The organism is Nocardia sp. NPDC047654 (assembly GCF_043205035.1).
In the GTDB taxonomy this organism is placed as follows: Bacteria; Actinomycetota; Actinomycetes; order Mycobacteriales; family Mycobacteriaceae; genus Nocardia.
Genome location: NZ_JBIDDF010000002.1, coordinates 577010 through 589156, shown reverse-complemented (window position 1 = coordinate 589156; position 12147 = coordinate 577010). Strand labels below are relative to the sequence as shown.

At 69.2% G+C, this 12147-nt stretch carries 12 protein-coding genes; 6 read left to right on the top strand and 6 right to left on the bottom strand.

Features of this window, described 5'->3' with window-relative positions:
• Nucleotides 1-52: 52 nt before the first annotated feature.
• Both macS and ACGF7Y_RS11105 read right to left on the bottom strand, forming a co-directional pair.
• Nucleotides 53-1246: a MacS family sensor histidine kinase gene (gene macS / locus ACGF7Y_RS11110; RefSeq protein ID WP_393232067.1), complete on the bottom strand. Its 1194-nt coding sequence runs from the start codon at nt 1244-1246 to the stop codon at nt 53-55.
• The gene (locus ACGF7Y_RS11105; protein ID WP_393232064.1) at nt 1206-2501 is read right to left on the bottom strand and encodes an AI-2E family transporter; all 1296 of its coding nucleotides are present in this window, start codon (nt 2499-2501) and stop codon (nt 1206-1208) included. The genes macS and ACGF7Y_RS11105 overlap by 41 nt, the downstream gene beginning before the upstream one ends.
• 211 nt (nt 2502-2712) lie before the next feature.
• Between ACGF7Y_RS11105 and ACGF7Y_RS11100 the strand changes: the two genes are divergently transcribed.
• The 3 genes from ACGF7Y_RS11100 to ACGF7Y_RS11090 are packed head-to-tail and all read left to right on the top strand — an operon-like array spanning nt 2713 to nt 5735.
• Nucleotides 2713-4233, top strand: a complete 1521-nt coding sequence (locus tag ACGF7Y_RS11100; protein ID WP_393233135.1) for an adenylate/guanylate cyclase domain-containing protein — start codon at nt 2713-2715, stop codon at nt 4231-4233.
• A 4-nt stretch (nt 4234-4237) separates the two neighbouring features.
• The gene (locus ACGF7Y_RS11095) at nt 4238-5326 is read left to right on the top strand and encodes a YbhN family protein (protein ID WP_393232061.1); all 1089 of its coding nucleotides are present in this window, start codon (nt 4238-4240) and stop codon (nt 5324-5326) included.
• A gap of 49 nt (nt 5327-5375) precedes the next feature.
• Nucleotides 5376-5735 carry a DUF3054 domain-containing protein gene (locus tag ACGF7Y_RS11090; protein ID WP_393232059.1) on the top strand — a complete coding sequence of 120 codons (360 nt, stop codon included), beginning with the start codon at nt 5376-5378 and terminating at the stop codon, nt 5733-5735.
• On the opposite strand, the gene ACGF7Y_RS11085 is transcribed toward ACGF7Y_RS11090, so the two are convergent.
• Complete coding sequence (locus ACGF7Y_RS11085; protein ID WP_393232056.1) at nt 5736-7415, bottom strand: NTF2-like N-terminal transpeptidase domain-containing protein; 1680 nt, start codon at nt 7413-7415, stop codon at nt 5736-5738.
• Nucleotides 7416-7791: 376 nt separating this feature from the next.
• Here ACGF7Y_RS11085 and ACGF7Y_RS11080 point away from each other — a divergent pair, with 376 nt between their 5' ends.
• Both ACGF7Y_RS11080 and aroQ read left to right on the top strand, forming a co-directional pair.
• Nucleotides 7792-8391: a hypothetical protein gene (locus tag ACGF7Y_RS11080; RefSeq protein ID WP_393232053.1), complete on the top strand. Its 600-nt coding sequence runs from the start codon at nt 7792-7794 to the stop codon at nt 8389-8391.
• Between the two features lie 51 nt (nt 8392-8442).
• The gene (aroQ, locus tag ACGF7Y_RS11075) at nt 8443-8892 is read left to right on the top strand and encodes a type II 3-dehydroquinate dehydratase (RefSeq protein ID WP_393232050.1); all 450 of its coding nucleotides are present in this window, start codon (nt 8443-8445) and stop codon (nt 8890-8892) included.
• Between the two features lie 2 nt (nt 8893-8894).
• On the opposite strand, the gene ACGF7Y_RS11070 is transcribed toward aroQ, so the two are convergent.
• Together ACGF7Y_RS11070 and ACGF7Y_RS11065 are read right to left on the bottom strand one after the other, a co-directional pair.
• The gene (locus ACGF7Y_RS11070) at nt 8895-9341 is read right to left on the bottom strand and encodes a nitroreductase family deazaflavin-dependent oxidoreductase (RefSeq protein ID WP_062973086.1); all 447 of its coding nucleotides are present in this window, start codon (nt 9339-9341) and stop codon (nt 8895-8897) included.
• 254 nt (nt 9342-9595) lie between these two features.
• A complete protein-coding gene (locus tag ACGF7Y_RS11065) occupies nt 9596-10474 on the bottom strand; it encodes an NAD(P)-dependent oxidoreductase (RefSeq protein WP_393232047.1) in 879 nt (292 codons plus the stop codon).
• Between the two features lie 138 nt (nt 10475-10612).
• Here ACGF7Y_RS11065 and ACGF7Y_RS11060 point away from each other — a divergent pair, with 138 nt between their 5' ends.
• A complete protein-coding gene (locus ACGF7Y_RS11060; protein ID WP_040871095.1) occupies nt 10613-10969 on the top strand; it encodes a helix-turn-helix domain-containing protein in 357 nt (118 codons plus the stop codon).
• A gap of 50 nt (nt 10970-11019) precedes the next feature.
• Here the strand turns inward: ACGF7Y_RS11060 and ACGF7Y_RS11055 are convergent, their stop codons facing one another.
• Nucleotides 11020-12138, bottom strand: a complete 1119-nt coding sequence (locus ACGF7Y_RS11055) for a glycerate kinase (RefSeq protein ID WP_393232045.1) — start codon at nt 12136-12138, stop codon at nt 11020-11022.
• Nucleotides 12139-12147: the final 9 nt, after the last annotated feature.

Genomic DNA, 12147 nt, shown 5'->3' with positions numbered 1-12147 from the left:
TCCGGCACGAGCGAATGCTCGGCTGTGTCCATTGTTCACTCGCTGCGCTCGCTCATCTGGGCACCCGGAATTCCCATTCGGTGCCGAACCCGACCCCGCCGTCGATCTCGGTGAGCAGGTCCGCGCTGCCACCGAGGGCCGCGATCCGGCCGACGATCGATCGGGAGACTCCCATGCGCCCTTCGGCTTCGGCCTCGGCCAGCCGGCCCGGCGGGATGCCGACGCCATCGTCGCGCACACTGATCACCAGTTCGTCACCGGTGTCCTCCAGCAGGACATATGCTCTCGCATCCGGCCCCGCGTGCAGTTCCACATTGGACAGCGCCGTGGCCACGGCCGAGGCGATCTCGTTCGCCATCCAGCGGCCGACCCGCACCGGCTCGCCGGGCGTGGACACCGACACCGCGGGGGTGGATTGCGCGGTCAGCAGGGGTCGCAGGTCGACCTCGGCGCTCCCCGCGTCCCGGTGATCGGCCTGCTCGGTGATCAGCACGCGCAGCGCCACCTCCTGCTCACCGGCTCGCAACGCCAATTCCTCCGTGGGCCCGCCGATCTCGCTGCCGCGGCGCTTGATGTAGCTGAGTACTTGCAACACCCCGTCGTGCACCTCGCGGGAGAGCCGTTCGCGCTCCTCGGCCGCCGCGGTCAGGCGCACCGCTTGCTCCAGCTGGTCCTGGGCGCGGCGGGCGGTGTTGGCGGCCAAGCCGAGCGCCAGACCCACCGAGACGAGCACCGGCACCGTCGCGTCCGTCCACACGTCCTCACCCCACTGGTCGCGCACCGTCAGTGCCACCGCGGCGATCAGGGCGCCGGACAGCACACCGGCGAACGGGCCGCGCAGGATCGCCGCCCCGATCACGGCGTTGGTCGCCCACAGCGTGGTCGGCAGCGTCTGATGTCCGTGATACCAGCCGTAATCGGCGACCAGGCGAGTGGCGGCCATCAGCCCGATCACGACAACGTGGTCGCCGATCACCACCCAGACACGCAGCCGGGCCACCTCGGGAAAATGCCACTGCGACAACATGATCGCCGAAGCACCCGACCACACCGCCATCAGGGCGACGAGCACCCAGCTCAACCGCTGATTCGTGTAGTACGGCACCGAGGCGATCTGCTGTCCGACCGCGTACAGCAGCGTGACCAGCCGCAGCGCCTGCGCGGCCCGCCACAGCGGTGTGGTCGCCACGTCGGCCGAGCGCAGCTCAGGCCTGGGCCGTGCCGTCGCCGGCTTGCGCGCCGTCATCGGATTCCACCTTTTGCTGCGCCGCCTTCATCGCCTCCGCCCGCTTCCGGGTCGCCTCCATCAGCGTCGCGGCCACGTCGAACCGGCCGGGATCGGGGTGATCGGGTTCGGCTTGATACAGCCCGCGATGGTCGTCGCCGGTCTGTAGTTCCTCGTACAACTCCTCCGGTCCGTCGAGCAACGACCGGATCGCGGTGTTCATCACCGCGACGAACGGCACGGCGAGCAGACCGCCCGCGATCCCGCCGATCACCACGCCCGCCGTGATCGCCAGCACCACGGCCAGCGGATGGATGCTCACCGCCCGCCCGAGCAGCAGCGGTTGCAGCACGTGACCCTCGAGCTGCATCACCGCGATGATGATGCCGAGCACGATCAGCGCGGTGACCAGCCCTTTGGTCACCAACGCGATGAACACGGCGATGAACCCGGCCAGGAACGCGCCGATGATCGGGATGAACGCGCCGATGAACACCAGCGAGGCCAGTGGGAGCGCCAAGGGCACCCCGAGAATGGCCAGTCCGGCGCCGATGCCGATGGCGTCCACCGCGGCGACCACGACGGTCGCGCGGACGAATCCGACCAGCGTGCCGAACCCGAGCCGCCCGGCGGTGCGGACCCGCTCGCGGTGGTCGGTTGGCACGATCCTGGTGACGAATTGCCAGATCTGATCACCGCCGTAGAGGAAGAAGATGAGGATGAACAGCGTCAGGAAGGTGCCGGTCAGCAACTCGCCGATCACGGTGGCGGTGGTGAGCGCACCGCTGGTCAGGCTGTCCTGATTGGACTGGATCGCCTTGACGGCGGCGTCGCCCACGTTGCGGATCTGCTCGTTGCTCAGGTGCAGCCTGCCGTTGATCAGCCAGTCCTGGATCTGGTGGATGCTGTCGGTGAACTTGTTCGACAGCTCCGGCACACCGGCGACGAACTGTTCGACGACGAAGGTCATGATGCCCGCGACCACACCGATCGACCCGACCAGCGCCACGAAGACGCCCACCGCGCGCGGCACGCCCAAGCGCTGCATCCAGTCCACCAGCGGTGCGAGCAGAGCCGCCGCCAGCAGCCCGATGGCGAGCGGAATCACCACGGTCGCCAGTTTCTGCACGATCGCCGCCGCCGCGATCGCCAGCGCGAACAGCACCAGCAGCCGCCAGCCCCACTCCGCCGACACCCGGACGATCGGGTGCACCGTCTCCGCGGCGTGCCGTGACAGCGTGATTTTCCGCTCTGGACTTGGCTTCGGGTCGGTCACCTCCGTGAGCCTAATGTCTGCTGCCGGACGTAGTCCGGCTTAAGCCCGCGCATGGCCGGAGCGAAGGCGGAGGTACGCCTAACCGGCTCGGCCGCACCCTGTCCGCGATCACCGGTGCCGCGACCGCCGCGCAGCGCCGCGGACATGCCGACATGATCGAAACGCTAGATTGGACCCCGTGTCAGCGCCTCTGGAAGCGGTCAAACAGACCATGCGAACGCGCTGGCCGCTGTACCTGACATCGATGCTGCTGGCGAACGCTTTCGGCGCGGTTCTGGTGTGGGCGTTCATCCAGTACGGGCTACCCGTCCCCGAGGGCGAGCCCTCCGGTGCCAGGCGCACCGGCCTGCTGATCCCCGCCGTGGTCTTCGTGGCGGGCGGCCTGCTCAGCATGGCCGCCTCCGCGCTGATGCTGCGCCCGGTGATGCGCTGGCAGATGCGCGGCGGGCCGCCGAGCCGCCAGGAGCAGATGGCCGCGCTGCACGCACCGCTGCGCCAGGCGATCCTGCATCTCGCGCTGTGGCTGATCGGCGGCGCGGTGCTGGCCACGCTGATCATCAAGGACACTCCCGCGCTGGCAGGCGCGGTCATCATCACCGAGTGCATGGCCGCGACCATCGTGTTCGGTTTCACCTACATGCTGGGCGAACGCATTCTGCGCCCGGTCGCGGCCCAGGCGCTGACCGAGGGCACCTTCGACCACACCCTGACCCCGGGCGTCGGCACCAGGATGGCGATGACCTGGGGCATGGGCACCTTCGCGCCCACCATCGCGATCGTGCTGCTGTGCGTCACCCAGATCTCCTCGGAGGTGAAGTTCTCCGCGCAGTCGCTTGCCATCTCCATCCTGCTGCTGTGTGGCGTGGTGATCATGCAGGCGCTCGCGCTGTCCATGCTCACCGGTTCGAGCATCTCCGACCCGGTGCGCCAGCTCAGCCAAGCCATCGACCGGGTGCAGGCCGGGGCGCGCGACGTGCAGGTCGAGGTCTTCGACGGCAGTGAGATCGGGCTGCTACAGGTGGGCTTCAACCGGATGATGGAGGAGGCCGCCAAGCGTCGCCAGCTCCAGGAGTTGTTCGGTCAGCACGTCGGCGAGGAGGTGGCGCAGCGGGCGCTGGACTACGGCACCGAACTCGGCGGCGAGACCCGCTTCGTCGCGGTGCTGTTCGTCGACATGGTCGGCTCCACCGCCGCCGCCGCCGAGCGGCCGCCCACCGAGGTGGTGAGCCTGCTCAACGAGTTCTTCCGCATCGTGGTGGACGTGATCCACCGCCACCACGGCTTCGTGAACAAATTCGTCGGCGACGCGGCGCTGGCCATCTTCGGCGCGCCGCTGGACCGCCCGGACGCGCCGACCGCCGCGCTCGCCGCCGCGCGCGAACTGCGCGAAACCCTCCGGGAAGTCCCCGGCCTCGACATCGGTATCGGTGTCTCGGCCGGCCTGGCCGTCGCGGGGAACATCGGCGCGGCCAACCGCTTCGAGTACACGGTGATCGGAGATCCGGTCAACGAGGCATCCCGGCTCACCGAGCTGGCCAAAGAACGTCCCGGCCGGACACTGGCCTCGGGCAGCGCGCTGTATTTCGCCGAGGAAAGCGAGCAGGACCAGTGGGAAACCGGCGACGAGGTGCAGCTGCGCGGCAGACGCAGGAAGACGCTGCTGGCCTGGCCACGAGAACAGGCCGACGCGCCCGACGCTACCGATGCCGAAACGGCGCGTTCGTTAGGCTGACCGCGTGACGGCCGACGGGGAACTGGCAGGGGATCCTGCGCCGCCGCCCACGGCGGGTTCCCGCCGTGGCAGATTCCGCTGGCTGAAGTGGGTGCTCGGCGCCGCCCTGCTGGCCCTGCTGATCGCCGAGGGTGTGTACCTCTGGCCGCGCCTGCACGAGTCCTGGCGCAAGCTCACCGAGATCCACTGGGGTTGGCTGGCCGCCGCGATCTGGCTTCAGGCCGTGTCGATGAGCGGCTTCGCCCGGGTGCAGAAGCAGCTGCTCAACGCGGGCGGCGTCGCGGTGAGTCAGCGGAAATCCGTCGCGGTCGTCTACGGTGCGACGGCGATGTCGGTGACCTTGCCCGCGGGCCAGGTGTTCTCCACCGCGTTCACCTACCGGCAGACCAGGCGCTGGGGCGCCAGTCCGATCGTCGCCTCGTGGCAGCTGGTGTTCTCCGGCGTGGTCGCGGCAGTGGGCCTGGCGCTGCTCGGGGTCGGCGGCACGCTGCTGTCGGGCGGGCGAGTGGGTCCGCTGAACCTGATCCTCTCGCTGGCCGCCGTCGTCGCGCTGGTGTGGGCGGGCAATCACATATCGCGCGATCCCGGTTCGCTCGAGGCGCTGGCACGCAGGCTGCTCGCACTGGTCAACCGGGTGCGCAAACGGCCACCGGGGCAGGGGGCGGACAAGATCGCGGACGTGCTCGGCCAACTGGAATCGGTTGACCTCGGCAAGCGCGACGGCCTCTTGGTAGCGCTCTGGGCACTGATGCACCGTTTCGCCGACGTGGCCTGCCTCGGTGCGGCCTGTTACGCGGTGGGCGCAGATCCGCGCATCGCCGGTCTGTTGCTCGCGTTCGCCGTGGGCAAGGCGGTGGGGTCCATCCCGTTCGCGCCGGGCGGCATCGTCTACGTCGACGCGACGCTGATCTACGGTCTCACCGCCGCCGCGGGACTGCCCGCCGCGCAGGCGGTCGCCGCGGCGTTCGTCTATCGGATGGTGAGTTTCGTCCTGGTCGCGATCGTCGGCTGGATCGTGTTCGGGTTCCTGTTCCGCACCCGGGAGGCCGACGACGAAGAGTTCGAGAAGGAATTCGAGCAGCGGCGGCTGTGACAGGTCAGCCCGCGCGCTGGTCTTCGGAAGCCCCGTTACGCTGGCCCGCGTGAGGAAACTGCTGCCCTTCGTGGTCGATGCGCTGCTCGTCGTCGTCTTCTGCGCTATCGGCAGGCGCAGCCACGACGAGGCGGTGCTCACCGGCCTGCTGCGCACCGTGTGGCCGTTCGCGACGGGTTTGATCGCGGGATGGCTCGTCGTCGTGGCGCTCAGGTGGCGCGCCACCGCGGGCGAGATCACCGCCCTGTGGCCCGCCGGGGTCGTGATCTGGGCGTGCACCCTGATCGGGGGCATGCTGCTGCGCGTGGTCGGTGGTCAGGGCACGGCGGTCAGCTTCGTGCTGGTCGCCGGCGTGGTGCTCGCGGTGTTCCTGCTCGGCTGGCGCGCGGTGTACAAAGCCGTGCGGTGATCACGGCTCCGGCGTCGCCAGTGCCTGCAACATCCTGGCCGCCATCCGGGCGGTCGCGTCCTTGCTGTCCACATCGTTGATGTGGACGGCGAAGACCAGGTCGCCCATCGCCCCGATCAGCCACCCGTCCGGGCCCGCGGTCGCGGCGAACGCGTCGACGTCTCGGTAGCGGCGCACGGCGGCCAGCTCCGGCGCGTTGGTGGCGTCGCGCAGCATGACGCGCAGCCGGTCGGCGGTCTGCGGCGGCAGCGGGTCGAGCGGGGCATCGGTGGTGCTCGGGCGGCCTGCCTCGATCATCGGCGGCGGCACCGCTCCCCGCACGATCGCGGCCGCGGCGATGGCCATGCCGAACGGGCTGGCCAGCACGGCGTCCGAACCGCCGCCTTGCAGTACCTGCTCGGCGCTGCGTCCCGCGACGGCCAGACGGCCGGTCACCTCGTCGAGGCCGGGCACCTTGAAGTCGATGCCGACACCGAGCGCGGTCGCCGCCTCTGCCGCGTCCTGTACCGAGACGTCCTGTGGCGCCTTCCCCTTCACCGAGGCCGCGACGGCCCGGAACAGCTCCATGTTGCCGCCCACCGGATACAACCCGGTGAATGCCACCGAGCCGTGCTCACTGGCCTGGCTGTTCTGCGCGGCCGCCACCACCGCCCCGGTGGACGGCTGGATCGCCACGATCGAGGCCTGGGTGGCCGCGCTGACCACCGCGTCCTCGGCGGCGCGCTGCAAACGCTGGTCCATGGTGCCCGCGATATCGGGTCCCGGCGGGCCCTGCTGCCCGGCGAGCTGGGTGATGAACCGTCCGTCCTGTTCGAACAGCTGGACACCCCAGCCGGAATGCGCCTCCTGGCTTTCCTGCTGCACTTTGCGCAGCGCGTCGAGCATCGGCGACCAGACCCGGCGGTCGGCGGAGATCAGCCGCGGCTGCTTCTCCAGCACCACGCCGGGAATCGGCGCCATCCGCGGTTCCAGGATCTCGAAGTCACCCTCGCGCAGGTTCACCGCGACGATCGGCTTGCCCTGCGAGGTGGCCAGCTGCTGCATCAGCGACGGGCCGGTGATCAGCGGGGCGACCGGCTCGATGGCCTTGGCGAGCGCGTCGGTCGACGCGACCGGGTCGGGCATCTTGCCGGGATCGAGCTTGACCACGTTGATGGTCTGCTCGGTCATCAGCGGTGCGCCCGCGATGTCGTTGACCCGCGGCGGTGGCGTCGGGTAGGTGCGCACCAGCTGCACCGTTCGGTTGTGCGCGAGCTGCGGCATCACGACCGCGGGCTCCCAGGAGATCCGCCAGCCGATGGCCAGCTTGCGCACATTGCCCTCGAGGCTGTAGTTCCAGGTCTTCCGCTCGCCGAAGCTCCACTCGACGTCCATGCTGAAGATCGCGGACTGCGCGTCCAGACCGATGAACTGGGTCTTGCGGTAGTCGACCTTCGCGCCCTGCAACCCGGTAAACATTTGCTTCAGGGTTGCTGTGGCCGCAGTGGGGTACGACGTCAGGTCTGCCGCCTTGGTGTAGTCCTGATCGTCGAGCAGATCCGTGAAGCGCTCCACGACCGCTTCGGCTTCGTTCTGCTTCTCGTGTATCCCGCACGACCCGATCCCGAGCGCGAGCGCCGCCACCCCCATGAGTGCCATTGCGCCGCGAACACGAAAGCGGCGGGATCCCCACACGTCCATGTCGCCCACTCTTCACTCTTGTCACTCCAGTAACAAGACCACCGTACCCGAAAAAGACCAGACCGCGATGCCTCCGTAGCGAGGACGTTACCCATGCTCAGCATCCCAATTGTGCCCCGGGATCTTGCATCTCGGGGGGCCTTTCATGATCATCGCCCGGCCGCTCGGCGGCAACCGGCGCCGCTACCGTACCGGCCTTCCCGAAAAGTCGCGCGGTTACCCCCGCGGTCGACGTTTCGAATCAATAAATACCCCGAAAGGTGCGGAACGAAGCAATCGGACCCTCGTTCGCGTACAGCGGAACTCCAATGACCCGTTTGCGACGTAATCTTGTAATCACTGAAAGCACCGCAGCATAGTAAGTAGGTGACTCGTCATGAGAAACGCACACCGCGGCCGGGGTTTCGGGCGAACGGGCGGCTGGCAGCAGGCCGACCTGCCGGACCCGTCGGACGTTCCGGACTGGTTCGCCGGAAGATTGCCGAGTGACTGGTTCACCGGCCCGCCGGTGATCGAGGTCGATCGGGACGAGATCGTCGTCATCGGCGAGCTGGCGATCCCGCAACCGGAGAAGACGCCGGAGAACGACGACGCCGACACCCCGGCCGAAGAAGTGCCGCGCGCGACCAAGGAGGGCGCGGTCGCCCGGTTCCGCGAGTCGACCCGCCCCGCCCGCATGCAGATCGCGAACGAGGCGCAGCACCGCTACCGGCGCAATGTGGCCTGGGGCGTGTCGGTGGACGGGGAACGGATCATGTTCACCCATCTGGCCGTGCCCGTCATGACCCGGCTGCGCCAGCCGGAGCGCAAGGTACTCGACACTCTGGTCGACGCGGGTGTCGCCCGTTCCCGCGCCGACGCGCTGGCCTGGACGGTGAAGCTGGCGGGCCAGCACGCGGAAGCGTGGCTGGAGGAACTGCGCGAAGCCATGCGCAAGGTCGACGACCTGCGCTCGGAAGGTCCGCAGGGGTTGTAGCCGGTCGGGTCCGGTCCGAACGGCGTGGTCCGGCGCGGTATCTTGCCGTGCATGGCTGTGACCGCGACGCCGGGCCCGATCCTGGTTCTGAACGGCCCGAACCTCAACATGCTCGGCACCAGGCAACCGGAGGTGTACGGGTCGGCCACGCTCGAGGACGTCGTGGAGTTGTGCAGGGGGACCGCGGCGAGATTCGACCGGGAGATCGTCGCCTTCCAGTCGAACTCCGAAGGCGCCCTCATCGATCGCATCCACCAGGCGCGCGGCGCCGAGTCGGGCATCGTGATCAATCCCGGTGGACTCACCCACACCTCGGTGGCGCTACGGGACGCGCTTGTGATTCCGGAACTCCCCATCGTCGAGGTGCACATCAGCAATGTGCACGCGCGCGAGGAGTTCCGGCACCACTCCTACATCTCTCCCATCGCGACCGCGGTGGTCGCGGGGATGGGCATCCAGGGTTACGCGGCCGCCATCGAATTCCTGGCCCGTTCGGCCTGAGCTCACCGGAGCTGGAAGACGGGGAATCCGGGCGCGATGGCGGCGAGTTCCTCGTCGGTGGCGTCCTTGGTGACGCCCTCGAAGAACCTGCCGACCTCCCAGCCCCACTTCCGCAGGTAGAGGCGCAGCAGCGGCACCTTGTCGGCATCGGCCACCTCGGTGGCGGTGAACGTCTCCACCTTGCGGCCGAGCCGCAATTCTCCCCCGCCCGCCACGCGCAGGTTGCGCACCCACTGCGTGTGCCCGCGCGGCGCGACGAGGAAGCGCTCACCGTCCTCCCGCACCATCAGGTTGACCATCGTGGTGCGCCATTCCCCGCTCTTGCGCCCGCGCACCGCGAGCAGTCGCGACCCCATCACACTGATGCCGAGCTTGGGCAGCAGGTTGGCGAACCGGTTGAAGATCGCGTCGAATCCGGCGGGGCCGAGGTAGCGGGTGCTGAGGTCCATGACTACTCCTTGTTGTGAGCACTGCTCTCTATAGAGAGAAGTGTTCCACGGGGCGCGCCTTCAAGTCAAGAGCACTGCTCTCCAAGCTCCCCGCCCACCCTGAGGTTCATGATCAACGGCACATGAGCGCGGCATATCGCGAGTAGGCCCCTCCACTGCGTGCCGCTGACCAGGAAACGCCTCGCAGAGCCGATTAGGTCTCCGCATGGCTGGGCGCGCGGGAAACGGCTCTGCGAGGCGCAGGTGTGCGCGGGTCAGGCGTCGCCGCGGAGGAGAGCGTAGGTGGAGACGGGGTTGCCCGCCTGCTCGCTCGCGGCGACGGCCTTGCGCCAGAGCCCCTGGGCGGTGTGCGAGAGGACGGCGTCGACGCCGACTTCTTCACTCGCGTCGATGACGTGCTGTGCGCCCGCGTCCATCATCTTCAGACTGGCCAGGGAGGCCCAGCCGCCGTTCTGGTTGGCGACCGAGAACTCCTCCATGAAGTACGGGAACGCGGCGGCCGAGCGGATCGCGAACGGGACGAACGCCGCGATGTCGTGGCCGGAGCGATCGATCATCGCGGTGGCCTGGTCGAAGGCGAGCAGCCAGGGATGGAAGATGGTCAGGAGTCCCTGGTAGAAGACCTGCGCGAGGCCGTCGTCCGCGCCGAGGTATTCCTGCGGGCTCAACGGGCGCAGCAACTCGGCGTGCGCGTCGAACACCTCACGCGGGCCGCTGTAGAAGATGTAGGACGCCGGGTGCGTGATGTTGTCCCCCGCCGACATGACGCCGCCGGAGATGAATCGGGCGCCGTGCGAGCGAACCCACTGCGCGCCCTCGCGCGCCTTCTCCGGCGAATCGGAGGACAGGTTCGCGATCACCTTGCCTTTCAGGTGGCCGGTCGCCTGGCCCAGCACGTCGTACATGGCCGCGTAGTGGGTCAGGCTGAGCACGGTGACCTCGTTCGCGTCGAGCGCGTCGGCGACGGTCGCGGCGCGCTTCGCGCCGAGTTCGACCATGGCGTCGGCCTTTTCGGGGCTGCGGTTCCACACCGTCACCTCGACGCCCGCGTCCAGGAAGGCCCGGACCATCGCCTGCCCCATCGGCCCGAGGCCGACGACGGAGACTGCGTGGGCGGTGGTCTGCTCGGACATGATGTGTCCCTTCGGTTCTCGTCGGTTACTTGCTTCGGCGCCGGGTTTCATGGTCGTTCCCGCAGGTAGAGTCGGGAAGACCGAACGTCGAGGTGCGGTTGCTTACCTCGAGGTCCGAAACGAGGTCAGAGGAGCGCGATGGGCATGAGTAGTGACGCGGATCACGAAGTGTGTGGCATGACGGTCGCGATCGATGTCGTCGGCGGCAAGTGGAAGATGCACCTGATGTGGGTGCTCGGCACCGGCCCCCAGCGCTTCGGCCAGATCCGCAGGCTGCTCGACGGGGTCAGCGAGAAGGTCCTCGCCGAGAACCTGCGGCACCTGGAGTCCAGTGGCGTCGTGCACCGGGAGGTCTATCCCGAGGTCCCGCCGCGGGTCGAGTACTCGCTCACGCCGCTCGGCGAGGAGCTGGCCGTCGCGCTGCGTCCGCTCGAGGAGTGGGGCGACCGGCACCGGCACGAGCTGTCCGCGAATCTCCTGGCGTCGGCGAGCTGATCCCACCGCGGTAAGGAGCGACCGGCACCGGGCGTTCCGGCATCGGCGAGCTAGTCCAGCCACTCGGCGGCGATCCGCCCGCCGACGCGTTCGAGCAGTGCCGCCGCCTCCGCCATCGAGCGGTCCGGGTCGGGTTCCAGATCGGCGAGCGCATAGCAGCCCGCGAAGCCCGCGGACCGGATCTCCTCGGGTGCGAGCAGCGCGCGGCCCGCCACGGCGACCACCGGGACGTCCGCCTTGCGAGCGGCCGCGCACACGCCGACCGGCGCCTTGCCGCGCAAGCTCTGCTGATCGAGCGACCCCTCACCGGTGACCACGAACGTGGCGGTGGCGAGCAGGGCGGGAAAATCCAGCAACTCGAGCACGACCTCGATGCCGCTGCGCACCCGTGCATCCAGCACGGCGAGCGCACCGAAACCGGTACCGCCCGCCGCGCCCGCGCCGGGAAGCCGCGCGAACTGGGGGCCCACGAGTTCGGCCCAGGTGGTGAGCGCCGATTCGAGGACGTCGAGTTCGGCGGGTCCGGCACCCTTCTGTGGCCCGTAGACGGCAGTCGCGCCGGTCGGCCCGAGCAGCGGATTGTCGACGTCGCAGGCCAGCGTGAAGGTCGCACCGACGACACCGGGATGCAGCCCGGAGCGGTCCAGACGCGAGGCGTGGGCCAAAGCCGCTCCGCCGCGTGGCAATTCCCGTCCGCCGGCATCCAGGATGTGGACGCCGAGGGCCTGCAACATGCCCGCGCCGCCGTCGGTGGAGGCACTGCCGCCCAGGCCGAGCACGATCTCGGTCGCGCCGCGCTCCATGGCATGCGCCAGGACCACGCCGAGCCCATATGTGCTCGCGCCCAACGGGTCCGGCCGTCCCCCTGGCAAGTCCGCCAGACCGACCACGGCGGCCAGTTCGACAACAGCGGTCCTGCCGTGCCGGGCATAGGCCGTCCGGCGCGGTACCCCGGTCGGCCCCGGCGCCGTCAACTCCACCCGCGTCCAACCCGCCGCGACGAACGCCTCGACCGTGCCGTCACCCCCGTCGGCGACCGGCACCTGCCGGATCTCGGCATCCGGCGCGCTCCGGCGCAATCCCGCCGCGAGGGCCGCCGCCACCTCCGGCGCGGCCAGCGACCCCTTGAACTTGTCCGGAGCGAGGATCACTCGCGCAGCGGATGTCATCCCCACATT